Source organism: Roseimicrobium sp. ORNL1 (assembly GCF_011044495.1).
Lineage (GTDB): Bacteria > Verrucomicrobiota > Verrucomicrobiia > Verrucomicrobiales > Verrucomicrobiaceae > Roseimicrobium.
In genome coordinates this window covers 2,356,633-2,372,239 of sequence record NZ_CP049143.1, presented here as the reverse complement: position 1 = coordinate 2,372,239, position 15,607 = coordinate 2,356,633, and the positions used below count along the sequence as shown (strand labels likewise).

General features: G+C 59.0%; 20 protein-coding genes. 4 read left to right on the top strand and 16 right to left on the bottom strand.

Going from position 1 to position 15,607, the window contains the following annotated elements; all coding sequences use genetic code 11:
• Positions 1 to 43: 43 nt before the first annotated feature.
• Positions 44 to 670 (top strand): hypothetical protein, encoded by a 627-nt coding sequence (locus G5S37_RS09550; RefSeq protein ID WP_165203104.1) that lies wholly within the window; start codon positions 44 to 46, stop codon positions 668 to 670.
• 521 nt (positions 671 to 1,191) lie between these two features.
• Here G5S37_RS09550 and G5S37_RS09545 read toward each other — a convergent pair.
• From G5S37_RS09545 to G5S37_RS09490, 12 genes are all read right to left on the bottom strand, one after another.
• A complete protein-coding gene (locus G5S37_RS09545; RefSeq protein ID WP_165203102.1) occupies positions 1,192 to 1,593 on the bottom strand; it encodes a beta/gamma crystallin-related protein in 402 nt (133 codons plus the stop codon).
• A gap of 284 nt (positions 1,594 to 1,877) precedes the next feature.
• On the bottom strand, positions 1,878 to 4,343 hold the full coding sequence (locus tag G5S37_RS09540; RefSeq protein ID WP_165203100.1) for a right-handed parallel beta-helix repeat-containing protein: 2,466 nt from the start codon (positions 4,341 to 4,343) through the stop codon (positions 1,878 to 1,880).
• A 221-nt stretch (positions 4,344 to 4,564) separates the two neighbouring features.
• Positions 4,565 to 5,209: a hypothetical protein gene (locus G5S37_RS09535; protein WP_165203098.1), complete on the bottom strand. Its 645-nt coding sequence runs from the start codon at positions 5,207 to 5,209 to the stop codon at positions 4,565 to 4,567.
• A gap of 48 nt (positions 5,210 to 5,257) precedes the next feature.
• Complete coding sequence (locus G5S37_RS09530; protein WP_165203096.1) at positions 5,258 to 6,133, bottom strand: hypothetical protein; 876 nt, start codon at positions 6,131 to 6,133, stop codon at positions 5,258 to 5,260.
• 101 nt (positions 6,134 to 6,234) lie between these two features.
• Positions 6,235 to 6,612, bottom strand: a complete 378-nt coding sequence (locus G5S37_RS09525; protein ID WP_165203094.1) for a gamma-glutamylcyclotransferase family protein — start codon at positions 6,610 to 6,612, stop codon at positions 6,235 to 6,237.
• Positions 6,613 to 6,652: 40 nt separating this feature from the next.
• Complete coding sequence (locus G5S37_RS09520; RefSeq protein ID WP_165203092.1) at positions 6,653 to 7,387, bottom strand: hypothetical protein; 735 nt, start codon at positions 7,385 to 7,387, stop codon at positions 6,653 to 6,655.
• Positions 7,388 to 7,455: 68 nt separating this feature from the next.
• Entirely contained in the window at positions 7,456 to 7,698 is a 243-nt protein-coding gene (locus G5S37_RS09515) for a hypothetical protein (RefSeq protein ID WP_165203090.1), read from the bottom strand.
• Positions 7,699 to 7,710: 12 nt separating this feature from the next.
• Complete coding sequence (locus G5S37_RS09510; protein ID WP_165203071.1) at positions 7,711 to 7,995, bottom strand: hypothetical protein; 285 nt, start codon at positions 7,993 to 7,995, stop codon at positions 7,711 to 7,713.
• A gap of 12 nt (positions 7,996 to 8,007) precedes the next feature.
• A complete protein-coding gene (locus G5S37_RS09505) occupies positions 8,008 to 8,283 on the bottom strand; it encodes a hypothetical protein (RefSeq protein WP_165203069.1) in 276 nt (91 codons plus the stop codon).
• Positions 8,284 to 8,574: 291 nt separating this feature from the next.
• Entirely contained in the window at positions 8,575 to 8,844 is a 270-nt protein-coding gene (locus tag G5S37_RS09500) for a hypothetical protein (RefSeq protein ID WP_165203067.1), read from the bottom strand.
• A 38-nt stretch (positions 8,845 to 8,882) separates the two neighbouring features.
• A complete protein-coding gene (locus G5S37_RS09495) occupies positions 8,883 to 9,602 on the bottom strand; it encodes a platelet-activating factor acetylhydrolase IB subunit (RefSeq protein ID WP_165203065.1) in 720 nt (239 codons plus the stop codon).
• A gap of 71 nt (positions 9,603 to 9,673) precedes the next feature.
• Positions 9,674 to 9,916 carry a hypothetical protein gene (locus G5S37_RS09490; RefSeq protein ID WP_165203063.1) on the bottom strand — a complete coding sequence of 81 codons (243 nt, stop codon included), beginning with the start codon at positions 9,914 to 9,916 and terminating at the stop codon, positions 9,674 to 9,676.
• A gap of 47 nt (positions 9,917 to 9,963) precedes the next feature.
• Between G5S37_RS09490 and G5S37_RS09485 the strand changes: the two genes are divergently transcribed.
• Positions 9,964 to 11,268, top strand: a complete 1,305-nt coding sequence (locus tag G5S37_RS09485; protein WP_165203061.1) for a DUF5009 domain-containing protein — start codon at positions 9,964 to 9,966, stop codon at positions 11,266 to 11,268.
• Between the two features lie 166 nt (positions 11,269 to 11,434).
• Positions 11,435 to 11,668: a hypothetical protein gene (locus tag G5S37_RS09480; protein ID WP_165203059.1), complete on the top strand. Its 234-nt coding sequence runs from the start codon at positions 11,435 to 11,437 to the stop codon at positions 11,666 to 11,668.
• A gap of 22 nt (positions 11,669 to 11,690) precedes the next feature.
• Here the strand turns inward: G5S37_RS09480 and G5S37_RS09475 are convergent, their stop codons facing one another.
• Both G5S37_RS09475 and G5S37_RS09470 read right to left on the bottom strand, forming a co-directional pair.
• Positions 11,691 to 11,954, bottom strand: coding sequence for a hypothetical protein (locus G5S37_RS09475; protein ID WP_165203057.1), 264 nt, complete (start codon positions 11,952 to 11,954; stop codon positions 11,691 to 11,693).
• A gap of 348 nt (positions 11,955 to 12,302) precedes the next feature.
• A complete protein-coding gene (locus tag G5S37_RS09470; protein ID WP_165203055.1) occupies positions 12,303 to 12,962 on the bottom strand; it encodes an urease accessory UreF family protein in 660 nt (219 codons plus the stop codon).
• A 62-nt stretch (positions 12,963 to 13,024) separates the two neighbouring features.
• Between G5S37_RS09470 and G5S37_RS09465 the strand changes: the two genes are divergently transcribed.
• Entirely contained in the window at positions 13,025 to 13,396 is a 372-nt protein-coding gene (locus tag G5S37_RS09465; protein ID WP_165203053.1) for a YkgJ family cysteine cluster protein, read from the top strand.
• A gap of 741 nt (positions 13,397 to 14,137) precedes the next feature.
• On the opposite strand, the gene G5S37_RS09460 is transcribed toward G5S37_RS09465, so the two are convergent.
• Positions 14,138 to 14,947: a hypothetical protein gene (locus tag G5S37_RS09460; protein ID WP_165199466.1), complete on the bottom strand. Its 810-nt coding sequence runs from the start codon at positions 14,945 to 14,947 to the stop codon at positions 14,138 to 14,140.
• A 55-nt stretch (positions 14,948 to 15,002) separates the two neighbouring features.
• Entirely contained in the window at positions 15,003 to 15,461 is a 459-nt protein-coding gene (locus G5S37_RS09455) for a YidB family protein (RefSeq protein ID WP_165203051.1), read from the bottom strand.
• Positions 15,462 to 15,607: the final 146 nt, after the last annotated feature.

Below are 15,607 nucleotides of genomic sequence, written 5' to 3'. Positions count from 1 at the left end.
CTCCCGCCCATCCCCCCACCCTGTGCCTCTCCTTCCCGTGCGAATGCTGTCCCGCTCCCCCCGCTGCGTCACGCGCCTGTCCGTTATCCATCTGCACCTCTGCCGCAGTTTGCCGGCCGTGGTCGTTTCCCTTGTGCTTGCCGCTTCGCTGTCATCCTGCAGCAGCAAGCCGAAGGAAAAAAAGAATGAGCCGAAGTACTCGCAGATGAAATGGTCCGAACGCGTGGACCAGCAGTTCCGCAACCCCCGCGGCATCGAAAGCGGCTTCACCAAGAAGGTCTACAACGCAGGCAAGGAGGTGGATAACGGCACCTTCAAGACGAAGGGCTTCGCCGGCGGGAAGAAGTACCGCGACAAGCAATTCAAGACCGACACCTACGCCCAGGCAGACAAGAAGAGCAATCTGTTCGGCAAGATGTTCAAGGGCAGTGACAAGGAGAACGCCATGGCGAATCAAACCTACGAATCGCCGCTCAACCGCTACGGCGACAAGAAATCCCAGTTCGCCGACAAAACCTCTTCCTTCGGGGACGACACCTTCAAAACCAAAGCTGAGCCCAGCATCCTGAAGAAACAGGAATCCTCCCCGCGTCCCCTCATTCTCCAGAACGACGGTCAGGGCCAGGGCTACAGCGAGTTCGACATCCAGAAGCTGCTGAAGAAGGATTGAGTGAGGTGGAGAGGTACCGCAAGGCGAGCAATGCGGCAAAATGAGCAGCGAGGGAGCACTCTGCACCTCTCAAGGATCGGGGACATTCCTGTCCCCGGCAGCGCTCACCATACCGGCTGAGTTTGCGCACAACGCTGTTACGCCGCTAGCAGCAAGACGGCGGCGATGATTCTGAAAGGGCGAATACAGATAACGGAGCGCTTTGCGTCGTGGAGTGCGGTGGCAAGCTTCAAGCGCGACACCGCTTTGACCGGAGCCCAAGGCATGATCCCTGGTTGATAATTTACCAATTCCCACCATACCGCTTCGCCATGCCATGGGATGTTTGGACGCCAACAGAACACTGGATATCGCACCCCTTCGTTCAAAGCGGTGTCGCGGCCTCAAGGGAGGCCTATGCCACCGCACTCCACGACGCAAAGCGCTCCGTCACCTGCAATCGTCGTCGCCTCACCATCCGCTTCGGAGATCTCAGTCTCCGAAGTTCCCTCTGCGGCTCACTCGCCTTCCCGGCCCGCCACCTACGGCGCCCCAGACAGCGTCGCCTTCAGTGAGCTGACGCGCTGGTCGAGGTTTCCCAGGCTGTTGTGTTCACCGGTCTTGAAGACGGCGGTATCCCCCTTGTATCCCGCCCCATCAAAAACGGACACCGTCACGCCCTCCGGCACCTTCATGGAGCGGATGCTGTCGTTCTTGATTCCCAGTTCCTTCAAGGCGGCATCGCTGGCAAGCTCGGAGGGCACTTCAATCTTGGTGGCACGCCCCTTGCAGTTCGGCTCCATGTACACGGAGATGAAGGTCTTGCCCGTGCGGTTCTTTGACTGATAGGACTCCAGACCATCATTGGTCTTCGCGTTGTTGGGAGAGCCCATCATGGCCAGGCTCAAGAAACACACAGGAAGAAGAAGCAGGAGCAGTTTCATAGGGATATGGGATGGGATGCAGTGATACGATCACTTCGTTTGAAAACCACTGGCAAAAATCGTGCCGGATTCATGAACGCCTGTCAACTGCATCCCGGCGGCCTCACTCATCATCTCATGAAGTGAACAACGTTGCCTGAGACGCTGCCGGTAAATGCAGGGTTACCAGATGCTGGGCCGGACGGATCGAGGCGAATCCCGCTTAATGTGCTGTCCTCCACGGTATTTCCGAATGACCAGCATAGAGCGCTCCGAGACCGCTCAATGCACGCTCATGACGACTGCTAGGGATTGGCGAGGGGGGCGCCCAAGTTCTGGAAATTGGCCCCGCCGTTGCCGGAGGCACTGTTTCCATTGAAGGGCCCGATGAGAATCGAACCGATTTCCGTGCGGAATCCATCTCCTCCATTGTCATTGGATACATTCCCGGTGAACGAGCCGGAGAATGTCGGAGCATAGATGAAGAAACCGATATCAAAATTGTTGGTGGTGGTATTGCCGGCGATATTCCCGGTAAACCCGTCACTCAGTGCCAGGTAGATGCCATTGACCGCAGTGTAAGAGGCCGTGTTGTTCGTGATGTCGCCGGTAAAACCACCTCCCGCGATGTAGATGTTACTTTCCCAATTGTCATTGACTGTGTTCCCGCTGAAATCGCCATCAATGAAACCTCCTTCCATGCTGATGCCATTGCGGTTGCCGTTGCTCTGATTGGCCAGCACATCCACTCTCAGCGTCTGTGCCGACAAGTAAAATCCCGCGCCATTGGCAGTATTCAGAGAGGTGTTTCCAGACACCACACCGGAAATGACACCTGCCGTCGTGGAGGCATCGATGCCCCCACCCAGGTTGTTGTTCGCGGTATTTCCGGTTATTTGCACTTCGAGATCCGCATTGCCTGATACTACAATGCCTGCCCAGGCATCACTGACATGGTTCCCCCGGGCGAGGATGCTCAGGTTCCCTGCATCATCACGGCGGGCTACAATGCCATGCCAAGGCATGTCGTGAATGACATTGTCCACGATTTCGACCCGACTCACATTGCGCAGCATGATGCCCGCATTGTCGTCTCCCAGCGCGACGCCTGGCACAAGTTTTGAAGCGCTGTTCTGAGGCTGATAACCACCGGCGATCTCATATCCTGCCACGGATACAAACGAGAGCGGTGCAACAATGGGAACGGGCGTATTCACTCCGGCAAATCCTCCCTGGACCAGCGGTCGGTCGCCACTGCCGAAAGTTTCCCCATGAGGACCAACGACAGGGACCAATGAGCTGATGAAGCGCGTGCTCGCGCCAATGGTCACACTTTCATTGTAAGCACCTCCGCCATGCGCACCCGCTCCCTGGGTGTACACCGTCCACAAGCGTCGTGTGGCTGCGTTATTGAGCGCCGCCTGGTCCGCGCCTTCCTGGATGGTATTGAAGGGTTGTTCTGCCGCCCCGGTCTCCGCAGGCCCGGCTTGTGAAATGCCATTCCCCACGGCGCCTCCGTTATTCACGAAGATGATGTCATCGGCAATCACCAGTCGACCGTTCCTGTGTGTTACCTTCGTCACGCGTTTCACTTCAGTATCCGCGTGCGTCTCAGTATCCACGCTATTGGCCACCTTGATGGCAGCATTCTGACGACGCACCGGCTCGGCAAGACGCTCCACAAGGTGACGGCGGCGCGGCGTGAAGGCGTCTCCAATGCGATCCCAGAAGCCCTTGCCATCGCCCAAGTCACCAAGCTCGAACGGCATCTGCAACTGCACTCCCACCGTCCAGTCGCTGCCGGTGAGACGTTCATCTTCATACCACGTGCCTGTGAGAATGACGGCCGGCACGGGACGAATCTCTACGCCCGTCTTCCAGCCTTCCACATTGCCAGTGCCGCCTTCCTGCGGACCGAAGGGCTGGTTGTCAAAACTGTAATAGCCCCCAATGATACGAAGGTCGAAGTATCTGTCCAGACCGGGAATCAATACCGCAAGTTCCGCATCCCAGCCTTCCATGCCCTCTTCATAGCGACGAAAGAGCCGCTCGATGGTCGTGGTGCTGACGGTGGTGGTAGCCGTGGTGGTGAAGACAGCATTCTGGGCAATGCTGTTCCCCGTGGCATAAAGAGCACCCGTCGGGGTGATGGACTGCGAAGCGCTGGTGCTGGATCGTTGAATCGTCTCGACCGTCCGGGTCTCTTCGGCAAGCTGCCGGTCGGAGAGCGGAATGTAGTAGTTCCCGCGCAATTCCACATAGCGCGTGCCCACTTCCAGACCCACGCCGAGCTGCCAGAACTGGTTGTCTGCCTCGGTATCCAGCATATCGATGAAGACATTCGCACCGATGAAAATGCCTTCGTCAAAGAAGCCAGCCTGTGGTGCATCATGCTGATTCAGGGCGGCGACGGATTGCGAACCAAAGAGATGCCTCCAGCCGAGACCAAGGGAAGCGGCCACTTCGCCACGCTCACCCCAAGAGGTGTAGGGTTCGAGGTAGATCACATCGCCGCTGAGCGTCGCATCCGCGCCCAGCGTGCTCCACACGGGCGCCACGATGGAAAAGTTTCCCTCGGTGTATTCGTCACTAGTCTTCACCCCACCGGTGACGGTGCCCAGATACATGGGGTGCGTTTGAGCTTCCTGCTCGATGACGGCATTCTTGGCAGGCGGGGCACTTCCGGCGAGGGCCGGAGCGGCAAGTGGGAGTTGAACCAGCAGCGAGAGACCAACGAAGCCGAGCAAACGCCCGGAAGCAGCGAACTTCATGGAAGTTGGGAGAATGTGAGGTGATGCGATCCGTTGACCACCAACACCTCCGAACGTACATAGAGCCGTTATTGCTCTCATGCATACCCGGCCGTCTTGGTGACAGATATGCCAAAAACTATACCATTCCTGTTGTTGCCAATTGCACGAATCTCGCAACGGCAGGCAATTTAAAGGAAGGCTTATAAGGTGTCATTTATCAAATCACCTCGTCGCAGCATTCACTCCTTATCCAGAAGATCCAGGTACTTGATGGACTTCATCTTTTCGATGGGCAGGTTGATGAGAAACTTGCCCATGGTCAGCTTCGGTGCCTCGGTGCCGTCGTGTGTGACCGTCACGATCCCGGTGTGCTCCACGTAGTTATCGGGTAGTCTCGCGCTGCTCCTCCACTTCAGATGGCATCGGCCACGGTCATCCCATTTCACGATGTCGAAGTGTGTCTCTATAATGTATGCCTCATCGACGTTGCAGGTCGAGGCCACCAACTTTTCAAACCCTTCCAGCGGAATCTTAGCAGCGCCTGCCTCCCCCTCGGCCAACGACAGCCAGTAGAGTGACTCCGACTTGACGCCATAGTAGTGGATCAGGAGGGCACTTTTCCCATCTCGCGAAAGATGCATCACGAGACCGTGAGGACGCGTGCCCCCAACTTCCCGGCTCCATACTTTTTTGCCGCTGCGGGCGCTGCTTACAAACAGCAGCTTGCCCTTGTTGCCTGCGACGAAGGCCGTCGACTCTTTCCCTCTGGCATCCAAGACGGAAATGCCATACACAGGGTCTGCCTGAATCGCCGGACCTGCCACCATCCCCAGCCAAAGCAGAATCAGAAATCGCAAGAGAGAGGCTTTGTATGGTGCCTTCATGGAGGAGGTGGCTGATGGGGAGAGCTTGATGATTCTATTTGCTTAAGCTTACTCCTCAAAGGTCACCTCAAAAGCTCCCGACACCTGCTCGACCCAGATTGGCTTTTTAGACTCCATGCGCTCATAGATGGGCAATTCGTAGGTGCCAAGGAAGACGAAGCGCCCTTGAATCGTCGGTCTGTACCAGTTCAAGAGATTTTCCTTTCGCACTGTCATGGATTGACCAGGCTGAAGTTCGACGGTGCTGCAAAAAGTCACCTTCTGGGACTCGCCCCTGACGTCACGGCAGAACGGGGCCCACTCCTCACGAGGGACCAGCGATAGACACGAGCTCCGGGCAGGACCCTCGCTTTCCTGGGGAAGAAAGACGGACTGCTCCCCCAGGTTCTTTATCTGGAGCAGCACTTCCAACTCCGCGCCTTCTTTTTGCGCAGCACGCACCTTCCAGGCGTTGGACTTGCAAGCGAAGCGGATTGCCAGCTTGTGACCGGGGTGCTTGCGCAGCCGGGCAGTAACCCGGCCCACACCTGCAATCCGCGTGGCCAGCTTCTCGTCAATCAGCACATTCTTCGCCTCTCCACTCAAGGTTTTCAGCCATTCGTGTTCCATCCCAATGGGAGCATAGAGTTGACCATCGAGCGCGATGGCAAGATCGGAACTCGTCTCCACGCTGAAGTCCCGGTTGATCTCCAGGAATATCGAGAATGAATCATTCCAATTGTTCCGTGACTCGACCCTGATGTTGTATTCGTTCGTGGATAGCCTCCGATCAATGGCCCCCGAATATCCACCAACGAGCCTGATCTCACTGTCGGACGGTCCTTGTTTGAGGAGATAGATGCCATCATCCAAGGCCAGCAGTGAAGGGCAGAGGCATCCTGAAAACATGAGGCACGCCAGAAGAAATGAGAAGAGCGTTTTCATGGAGGGCCATGCGCGTCGGACTGCTCGAACTCGGCAAAGCCCGACAACGAGAAGGCTCTTGGTTTTGCCGGAGGATGTCAATCGCAATCCAGCTCCGGAAATCACGTTCTCCAATCCGTTCCTGCATCCGGCATGCGCACGACGGTCCACTTGTAGATGTACGTGTACACCGGTTCCATCACACCGTCGGTAGCAGCAGCATCGTTGTCATCCATCAGCTGCACCGGCTCCAGGGCGTACTCACCGCCTTCCACATCCTCCAGGATGTCCAGCTTCTGCCTTCCCGCTTCATCCACCTCCCATATTTCACCCAGGATGCTCACGCCGCCCAGTTTCACGGCGAACATGCCGGGATAGCCGCCGCAATCCACCATGCGGTACTCGGGAGCCGTGCGCGCTTCGGCAATGAACTGCTGCCCGGCCATCCAGCCGTGATTGCAGAGGCCGCGCTTGAGGGTGCCGTAGACGAAGAGACGCATGGGAGGGGCTGGTGGAAGACTCTCAGCTCACTTCATGCCATCATGCCACTGCGGCTGGGGGAGACGCAGGAGCCTGACCGGGAATGGGCTCACCGAGATCGCGGCGGTGCTCCATCCACGAGGCGGCGCCGTAGCGGGTGGTGGCGAGTTGGGTGGCCTCTGCCAGCACCAGGGCCTCCACCTCAGCCTGCGGCATGTCGGTCACGCCTTCCGCGAGCGTGTGGGCAAAGCGGGTGCCGAAGTCGGGCGGCAGCTTCACATTCTGCACACTCGCCTGATGCAGGAAACCCATCCGGCTGCGGCGCTGGGCCGCTCCGGCAATCTTGTCCGCGCCCCGCACCACATCGTACATGGCCGGCTCCACGAAACAGACGCCGCGGCCTTCACTCGTGCTCACGGGCTGGAGTTCGCTGCCTGTTTCACCGATGCCCTCCAGCGCCTCCATGAGCGCCACGTGGATGAGGCGGTACGTCTCCACCGGGCGCAGCTCGCAGAAGGGATGGTCGCGCGGCACGATGAGCGTGTACGTCCAGTCACCATCGTGAATCACGACTCCCCCACCCGTCCAACGGCGGACGACGGGGAATGGCGGAAGCGTGGCAGCCAGCGCCACCGGGTCCTGGGAGAAGCCGATGCTCACACTCGGCTCGCTCCATGAGTAACACCGCAGCCATGGCTCCTTTGCCTGACGCAGCAGTACTTCATCAATGGCCATGTTCAGCGGCCCCGCGTGAGGGACGGTGTCATGCCAGAGATTGAGGTGGGTGAGTTTCATGGATCGATGCAGAGTTGATACGTCTCTGTCACCGCCGCAGTGCGACGTCCATCTGAAAATCGCCGGTCTCAGAAGATCCGCACCAGCCACCAGATGAGAAGGATGTAGGCCAACAAGCCTGCAGAGCCCGCGAGATTCTCGTATTCGATGTCCAGCGGCCAGACCTGCCCAAAGGTGCACACCCACACGATCGACGCGCCGGTGTACTGGCAGATGCTCCAGACGAGTCTCAGGAATCCCTCGCCGCATACTTCGAGCACGAAGCGAACAATGAGCTCAACACAACCTCCAGCGATTTCGTCCAGTGGCATGATTGGAATTTCTCACGCGCCCTTGGGGGCAGGACTCGTCTCCGCTTTCGCCGCCGGAGGTCGGGCACTTTGATTCGTCTGGGGCAGGTCATCCAAGCGTTGGACGTAGAAGATTCCCACGAACACCCCCACATGGAGCATCAAGCCGATGAAACCGGACCAGTACGGGTAAAAGTCCCTTGGCCAAACCCGCCCGAATGTCACCACCGACACCAAGAGCGAACCCGTGAACTGAAACCAGGCCCACACATCCCGACCGGCGAAAAAGTCGCCAATGTTGAAGTTGTCCAGTGGCATCGTTGTCTCGTTCTACGAGGCCTTGGGGGTCAGTACAGCCTCCGCCTTGGCAGCCGGAGTTGGCGGGTTTCCGTGCTGGGCATCCCTCCCACCGAAGTTGTAGTTCAACCCGGCAATCAGCGCCACATGCAGCATCAATCCGACGAAGCCAGCCCAATGCTCATGGCTGTCCATCAACCAAACCTGCCCAAAGGTCACCAGCCACACCAGGACCGAACCGGTGAACTGAAACCAGATCCAAATGTCACTTCCGGTAAAGAGATCTCCAACGTCTAAATCCAGTGGCATGATTGGGTTTTTCTATCTGAGAACGGAACTTGCACAGTGGACAGCAGGAAAAACATGGCGTTCAAAAATTCAGACGCACATTGTAAATGCGCGTGGGAGCAGATGGCAGACGCAGACGCCAGGGCGAGTTCGCACGTCTCGTGACCTTCCATGCGCCTCCGGCCTGGAAGCTCCCACCAAAGCGGCGATTCTCGCCGCACTCAAAGGCGCTTCGCGCAAGGTGGTTTACCAAAGGACCACGCTGCGTCGCATCGCTCATTCCTGTCACGAGACGTTCGCTTCCAGCATCCGTCATTGGGCGGCTTTCGCTTGCGCCACAGGCTTTGCTTGTCCCCCTCCCACCTTTCCCTTCTCTCCACCAGTCCCCCAGAAATACACCACCACCGAAATCACCGCGGCGTGCAGCATGAGACCAACCAGAGCCGCCCAGTGCGGAGAATCATCCTCCAGCCAAACACTTCCCAAGGTCACCAACCACACCAGACACGAGCCGGTCAGCGCAAACCAACACCAGCATTCGGCAAGCCCTCCCAAAAGCTCCAGGATCTCCAGTGCTGCCATCGTGTGGTGTGAGATGGTGTCCTTGAAAGCAGGAACAGTTACTTCAGCAGTTCCTTCACCTTGGGCTCGATGGCTTCCGCCCAGATTTCATAACCCTTCGGCGAGAGGTGCAGGAGGTCGGGCATGATTTCCTTCGTCAGGGTGCCGTCTGCGGCGAGGAACTTGGGACCGATGTCCATGTAGAACACGGTCTTGTCATCCGCGAAGCCCTTGATGATGGCGTTCGTCTCCTCGTTCTGCTTGCGCCATTTGTCGTCCGGCGTCGCGCCGCGGGGGAAGATGCCGAGCACGAGGATCTTGGCCTGCGGAGCCTTGGCCTTGAGCTTTTCCAGGATGACCTTCACGCCCTCGGCGGTGTTCTTCGCGGGGCTCTGGTAACCATCGGGCTTCTGGTGGCCGGTGTTGTTCGTGCCAATCATGAGCACGATGGCCTTGGGCTTGAGCCCGTCGAAGTTGCCATGCTCCAGACGCCACAGCACGTGCTCCGTGCGGTCGCCGCCGATGCCGAAGTTCGCCGCCTTGAGGGGAGCCCAGTGCTTTTCCCACACGGCCTTGCCGTTGCCTTCCCAGCCCTGGGTGATGGAGTCGCCGAGGAACACGAGCTCCGCCTTCCCCTCTTTCGAGATGGCGTTGAACTTTTCATGCCGGGCCTGAAGTCCGGGTTCCGGACGCTGGACCGGCGTGGTGGCGAGATTCGGAGTCTCGGCCTGTACCGAGGTGGACAACAACAATGCGAGAAGAGCGGCGGTGCGTTTCATCGAGCGGGATAGTGTGCGGGTGATCCGGAAATGCAATGGTATTTCGTGCACGTGGGCCGGATGGCACGGCACTATTTCCGGGAGAGCAGGAATGTGATGGGCCACGACAGGAGTGTTCCGAGAAGGCCATTCAGCACGAACACAGACATGACCACATCGCTTTTTGACCTGACGGAATAAAAAAACGAACTAAAGATCTGAAGGTGCTTGTACCCGGTCTCGTAGGAAAAGCCGGGGACACGAAACAGCTCCAAGAAAAGGCCAACGCAGCCAAACGCCAGGCCAACCAGCAATGCAAGGAACATGGGTTTCATGATTGTTCTTCACCAGGAGCGGCACACCAGGACACTCGTCATTGAACATGAAGGTCCTCTTTATCTGTCGCAAGCGACAGATACGGGTGCTGCGCTCCGTCTTGGATACCAGCATCCATCGCTTCGCATCGCACACCGGGCTCCCGCGCATGACCGCATCTCCCGCCTCCTCACCGGCTGCAAAGGCCGCCGTCGTGCCCGCACCGTCCGAGCGCCTCTCCTCGCTGGATGGCTATCGCGGCTTCATCATGGTGCTCATGGCCTCCGGCTCCCTGGGGATTCCGGAAGTGGCCAAGAATCTGCCAGACAGCGGCTGGGCAAAGGTGGCTCCATGGTTCGACCATGTGCCCTGGGCCGGCGGGGTGCTGTGGGACATGATTCAGCCGGCCTTCATGTTCATGGTGGGCGTGGCCGCTGCCTTCTCCACGGCCAAGCGCCTGGCGAGGGGTGATGCATGGGGCGCCATCCTGCGCCATGCCGCGGTGCGCGCAGTCATTCTCGTCCTGCTCGGCGTGCTGCTCGCCTCGAACTGGAGCAAGGGCACCAACTGGCTCTTCACAAATGTGCTCGCGCAGATTGGCCTCGGTTATTTCTTCCTGATTCTGCTGACGCGTATTTCCACGAAGTGGCAAATCGGCATCGGCGTAGCGCTGCTGGTCATCTACTGGGCCGCGTTTGCCTTCTGGACCCCGGCTCCACCTCCAGCATACGCCACCCTCAAGTGGATGCAGCCGGAGGATTTGCTCAGTGGCTTCTTCGCGAAGTGGAATCCCCATGTGAATGCCGCCGCTGCCTTTGACCGCTGGTTCCTCAATCTCTTCCCACGCCCCGAGCCCTACTTGTACACCAACGGCGGCTATCAAACGCTCAACTTCGTGCCGTCGCTGGTGACCATGCTCATGGGTCTGCTCTGCGGCGAGCGCCTGCGTCGCGAAGGCAGCTCCAGAAAGAAGCTGCGCGTCCTGCTCGTGGCCGGCGTGGCACTGGTAGCCCTTGGATTGGTGACCGGGCTCTTCATGTGCCCCATCGTGAAGCGCATCTGGACTCCGTCATGGACGCTGTGGAGCGGTGGCATTGTCATTCTCATGCTGGCCGCGTTTTATGCGGTGATGGACATCGGCGGATGGAAACGCTGGGCCACGCCTCTGACGGTGGTGGGAATGAATTCCATCACGGCATATCTCCTCTATCAGCTCAGTGCCGGATGGATCCGCGAAACCCTCGCACGGCATCTCGGAGCAGACTGGTTCACCGGACCCTATGGCCCCATGATGAGCCGCCTCAGCGTACTGGCAGTCATCTGGCTCTTCTGCTGGTGGCTGTGGCGGCAGAAGATCTTTGTGCGCATTTGAGTTCTGGGGAGATGGAGGCGCGAGGAAGGAATACACCTGAGGGAATAGCCGCAAAAGAACGCAGAGAACGCAAAAAAGGTTGGTGCTGGAAGGTGGTGAACGAAGGGAGCAACTGTGGGCGTGCAGGCGAGGTTGCGAACAGGAGCGTTCACGCGTATCGATGCGGATGGCTACCTCCTTCAATTGTGCACTTCGACTGATGGTGATTGCGCTTGCTGCAATGTGCCTTTCCCAATGTGCCACGCAGAAGGTCAGCGATGAAGGCAGCTACACGTTGGGAGAAAAGAAGGAACGCGAAGATCCTCTGTCCCTCCACGGAGAGATGGAAGTGTCCGTGGGCTATGATTCCGGGAACTTCCCCGATGCAAGACGCGCCATGGGTGGACCGGCGAGGTGGTAGCTTTGCCACTTGAGTTCGCTTCTCAATCCTTGATCCCGAGTTCTCTGGCTCTCTTGTGCCACGCCTCGCCTGCCACGGGATCTCCCATGGCCATTCCATGGTGCAGGTAGAGCTTGTACGCTGCGACCCGATCTCCGGCAACCGCTGCTCGCGTCACCTTGCTGAGTTCCTTATTGGGCAAATAAGCCACCCCACTACGGGGGTAGTTCTTTCTGGGGTCGGCACACGCCGACATGAGGACGCCAAAGAGCAGCACACCCAGACAATATTGTGCGATTTTCTTCATCGATTGATTGGAGTCAACTTACAGGCTGCCCTCAATAGAAAAATGGCTTCAAGTCCCGGGGGTGGGAAATTGGAAGGCGGAGCCTTTACTTCTGACGACCTTTGCCTTGTGGGAAGGCTTCGTCCCACGAGTGTTTGTTGCGCTGCACGACGGGACTTCGGTGAGTCCCGCTCCTTGAACACAGCGCCTCTCACCTCATCATTTGTTCTCTTTGCTGCTCTGCTGCTTTCGCTGCTTTGCGTTTTTCAAATCTCCGCAGCATTGCATCACTCCCGCCCGTAAACACACCCCTGACCACCTCCCCTTTGCGTTCTCTGCGTTCTTTTGCGGCCATTCCTTCCGGGATGACTACCCCTGCATGGACACTCCCATCATGCCAGCCTCTCGCAGGGCACGATGCGCCATGGCGGAGAAGCACAGGGGGCCTTGGGGCTCATGAAGCTGGGGATGCTCGCGCAGGGCGGTGAGCCATTCTTCGCGCAGGTATTCCGCGAGGACATCGAGCGGCGGCACGTGGAAGAGATTGGCCACGGAGGCCCACACCATGGCGAGATGCGGGTCGATGGGCTCCTGTGTGAGTGCCTGGCGCAATCTGCCGAGCACGCCGGGATATTTCGCGCCATGCGTGGCCTTCAGCAGGAGCTCGCCGGCTGCGGCACTGGATTCACGCGCGTCCTCCGGCAGGGTCGTCCCGAGTTCCGCGCCTGCGGCCAGCAGACCTTCGAGGTCCTCCGCATGCGCCGCCTTCCAGGCGTGCAGCAGTCCGGGCGCGAGGGCCGGATACCAGACCTGCACGGCAAAGTCCTGCCAATCCGCCAGCACGCCTTCGCGATTCGTGGCTGCCGTGCGGAAGACGATGCTCTCGCGGCGGGCGCGGATGCTCTGGAAGATCCAGCGAATCCAGGCCAGGCTCTCCTCGTGCTCAATGCGCGACTCCTCCGAATGCAGCGAGAGTTCGAGGCCCAGGGGATTGGGCTTCGGATCAGGCCGGGGAAATCTTGCAATCACGGACACTGGAGTACTCTAATGGACTCCCCGCCGGGGAAAACCGAAAACTCCCCCTCCCCCTCATGTCGCTTGACAATCCCCACGTGACCTACCTGTGCCAACGCTGCGGCAACTGCTGCCGCTGGCCGGGGGATGTGATCGTGACGGACACCGAGGTGGATGCCATCGCCGCGCGAATGGGCATGGAGGTTTCCGACTTCGTCCAGCAGTACACGCGCCTCAGCGCGAACCGCCGCCACCTCTCGCTCATCGACAAGGAAGACGGCTCCTGCTTCTTCCTCGAAGGTGTGAACACCTGCCGCCTGCAAGACGTGAAGCCCGTGCAGTGCAAAGGCTTCCCCAACCAGTGGCGCTTCGACGGCTGGCGCGAAGTGTGCGAGGCGATTGAGGTGCGGAGTGGTGGGGACGGTGGTGGTGACGCTGCTCGTCACTGAGGAATGGCCGCAAAAGAACGCAAAGGGCGCAAAAGGGATGGGGTCAGGGGTGTGCTGACGGACGGTGGTGAGGCAATGCTGCGGTGTTTTGAAATTCGCAAAGCAGCGGAGCAGCGAAAGCAGCAAAGGGAACAAATGATTGCGTGTGAGAGACGCTGTGTTCAAGGAGCGAGACTCGCCGAAGCCCCGTAGATGTTCATGCGCGTCTCGTGATTGGAACAAGCGTGGTGATACGGAAGGTTTCTTTGGCGAACCACCTTGCGCGAAGCGCTTTGGAGTGCGGTGCGAAGCACCGCTTTGAACGGAGCGAACTCGTCATGCTGCACTCCTGGCGGGCAGACGATATCCGCCAGCTCACACGGCGAGGTTCCTTTTGAAGTTGTGCGAACGCGAATGCCAAGTCCTTCGCTCAAAGCGGTGCTTCGCACCGCACTCCAAGGCGCTGCGCGCAAGGTGGAGCCCTGAGGAGCTACTTCAAATGGCAAGGCGCTTATCCAGTCACGAGACGTGCATGAACATCTACACTGCACAGGCGACATGGATGTCCCAATCCCAATTCTTTGCTGCTCTGCTGCTTTCGCTGCTTTGCGATTCAATCGAATGCACGTCGCACGTCCCAATCACATGCCTTGCCTCCCTGACTGAGCGTATCGCTATCGCCACCCCACAAAACAAAACTGGCGGATCCGAAGATCCGCCAGTCGTGATTCACTCTGAAATGTGAGCGCTCGTGGTCGCTGCTTACTTGCTCGCCGTCACGAGTTCCTCGACGCGCTTCTTGGAGGCATCGGAGAGCTTGGAGACATCCAGAGGCACCGTTTTGCCGTTGGCCATCTGGAAGGTGGCTTCGCTGCCGTTCACGGACACGAGGGTCATCTGCACGGCCTTGCCTTCGGCGCTGGTCCAGCTCTCGGGCTTGGGGTCCTTGATGGCCACGGGGCCGGCAGGCGCAGCGGGGGCGCCGGGAGTGGTGGGAGCAGCACCCGGAGTGGCGGCTGGCGCGGCGGGAGCAGGTGCAGCAGGCTTCGCACCGGGGGTCGTGAGCGCGAGCTTCGAAGCGGAGGGATTCTTGTTCGCCTCATCCATCTTCTTGATGAACTCCTTAAATCCCTTCTCATCGGACGCCATGATCTGCTCCGTCGTCATGATGCCGAGCGGGATGGTGCCGTCCTGGCTCATCACCACGAGCCGTGGCAGGGACTTGCCCGCCTCCGCACTGACCAGGGCGGTGTAGGCCTCAGGGATACGAGTCTTGGCCTCGGGGGCCAGGCGTGAAGCGACCAGCAGCACGCTGGCGTCTTTCTGCACACCCCAGAAGGTCTTGAGCACGGCCGCCTTTTCAGAGGCCTCCTCCGCGCGCTCATCCTGATAGATCACCGCGATGGGGCGCTTCTTCTTTCCAGCTTCCTCCTTGGCTTCCGTGTAGCTGTAGATTCCCCATCTGCCTTCTTTTTCCTTGGGAATGGGCTTGAGAGCGTCATCCTTTGCAGCGCCCTGGAGCGCGCACGTGGCGGCCAGGAGAAACAAGGTGGTGGCGTATGCGTATTTCATGATCATCGGAATCGTACGTGGTGGTGAATTGGGTTGAGGGATGAGGGTACGACACCTAGCTGAAAAGCTTGCCGAGATCTCCCAGCTTGCCGCCCAGCAGGGCCTGGATGCCCTGCTGCAGGACATCTGCTCCCACAGGCTGGCCATCAGGAGTGAGTTTGTCAATGAGTCGTGGCAACACCTGCGCAATTCCCTGCGCCGCCGTTGCAGCATCCGTGCCCGCCTGGGCGGCCACGTCCTGCACGTTCCGCTTGCCCAGAACCTCCATGATTTGGTCCGCGGAGATGGGCAGGTTCTTCCCCGTCCCCACCCAGGAGGCGATGAGATCGCCGAAGCCCTTTTGCTGAAACTTCGCCATCAGGCCGTCCAGCCCGCCGAACTGCTGCAGCAGCGAAACGCCGAGCTGCATCCAGTTCACTTGGGTGGCGGTAGCGGTGGCAGTAGCGCCCGCCTCGGTGGTCCCGCCGAGCGCCCGGTTCATCACTTCTTTTCCAAGGTCATCTAGCAGTCCCATGGTCGGAATGTGGTTGAGGTTGAAAGCCGATGCTGACAGGAATGCGCGCACGCCGCAATCCTATTCTGGGGACCCAAACCCACGCTATCCAAGCCGTTATCCATCATCCCCTTGGGCAATAAAACCCATCCCGGGAAATAGCCCGC

Excerpts from the sequence above, each read along its gene's own strand:
- G5S37_RS09550 (WP_165203104.1), top strand. The coding sequence starts at position 44 with ATGCTGTCCCGCTCCCCCCGCTGCGTCACGCGCCTGTCCGTTATCCAT.
- G5S37_RS09525 (WP_165203094.1), bottom strand. The coding sequence starts at position 6,612 with ATGCGTCTCTTCGTCTACGGCACCCTCAAGCGCGGCCTCTGCAATCAC.
- G5S37_RS09455 (WP_165203051.1), bottom strand. The coding sequence starts at position 15,461 with ATGGGACTGCTAGATGACCTTGGAAAAGAAGTGATGAACCGGGCGCTC.
- G5S37_RS09460 (WP_165199466.1), bottom strand. The coding sequence starts at position 14,947 with ATGAAATACGCATACGCCACCACCTTGTTTCTCCTGGCCGCCACGTGC.
- G5S37_RS09475 (WP_165203057.1), bottom strand. The coding sequence starts at position 11,954 with ATGAAGAAAATCGCACAATATTGTCTGGGTGTGCTGCTCTTTGGCGTC.
- G5S37_RS09505 (WP_165203069.1), bottom strand. The coding sequence starts at position 8,283 with ATGCCACTGGATTTAGACGTTGGAGATCTCTTTACCGGAAGTGACATT.
- G5S37_RS09495 (WP_165203065.1), bottom strand. The coding sequence starts at position 9,602 with ATGAAACGCACCGCCGCTCTTCTCGCATTGTTGTTGTCCACCTCGGTA.
- G5S37_RS09545 (WP_165203102.1), bottom strand. The coding sequence starts at position 1,593 with ATGAAACTGCTCCTGCTTCTTCTTCCTGTGTGTTTCTTGAGCCTGGCC.
- G5S37_RS09485 (WP_165203061.1), top strand. The coding sequence starts at position 9,964 with ATGAAGGTCCTCTTTATCTGTCGCAAGCGACAGATACGGGTGCTGCGC.
- G5S37_RS09465 (WP_165203053.1), top strand. The coding sequence starts at position 13,025 with ATGTCGCTTGACAATCCCCACGTGACCTACCTGTGCCAACGCTGCGGC.
- G5S37_RS09535 (WP_165203098.1), bottom strand. The coding sequence starts at position 5,209 with ATGAAGGCACCATACAAAGCCTCTCTCTTGCGATTTCTGATTCTGCTT.
- G5S37_RS09540 (WP_165203100.1), bottom strand. The coding sequence starts at position 4,343 with ATGAAGTTCGCTGCTTCCGGGCGTTTGCTCGGCTTCGTTGGTCTCTCG.
- G5S37_RS09480 (WP_165203059.1), top strand. The coding sequence starts at position 11,435 with ATGGCTACCTCCTTCAATTGTGCACTTCGACTGATGGTGATTGCGCTT.
- G5S37_RS09530 (WP_165203096.1), bottom strand. The coding sequence starts at position 6,133 with ATGAAAACGCTCTTCTCATTTCTTCTGGCGTGCCTCATGTTTTCAGGA.
- G5S37_RS09510 (WP_165203071.1), bottom strand. The coding sequence starts at position 7,995 with ATGCCACTGGACAACTTCAACATTGGCGACTTTTTCGCCGGTCGGGAT.
- G5S37_RS09520 (WP_165203092.1), bottom strand. The coding sequence starts at position 7,387 with ATGAAACTCACCCACCTCAATCTCTGGCATGACACCGTCCCTCACGCG.
- G5S37_RS09500 (WP_165203067.1), bottom strand. The coding sequence starts at position 8,844 with ATGGCAGCACTGGAGATCCTGGAGCTTTTGGGAGGGCTTGCCGAATGC.
- G5S37_RS09515 (WP_165203090.1), bottom strand. The coding sequence starts at position 7,698 with ATGCCACTGGACGAAATCGCTGGAGGTTGTGTTGAGCTCATTGTTCGC.
- G5S37_RS09490 (WP_165203063.1), bottom strand. The coding sequence starts at position 9,916 with ATGAAACCCATGTTCCTTGCATTGCTGGTTGGCCTGGCGTTTGGCTGC.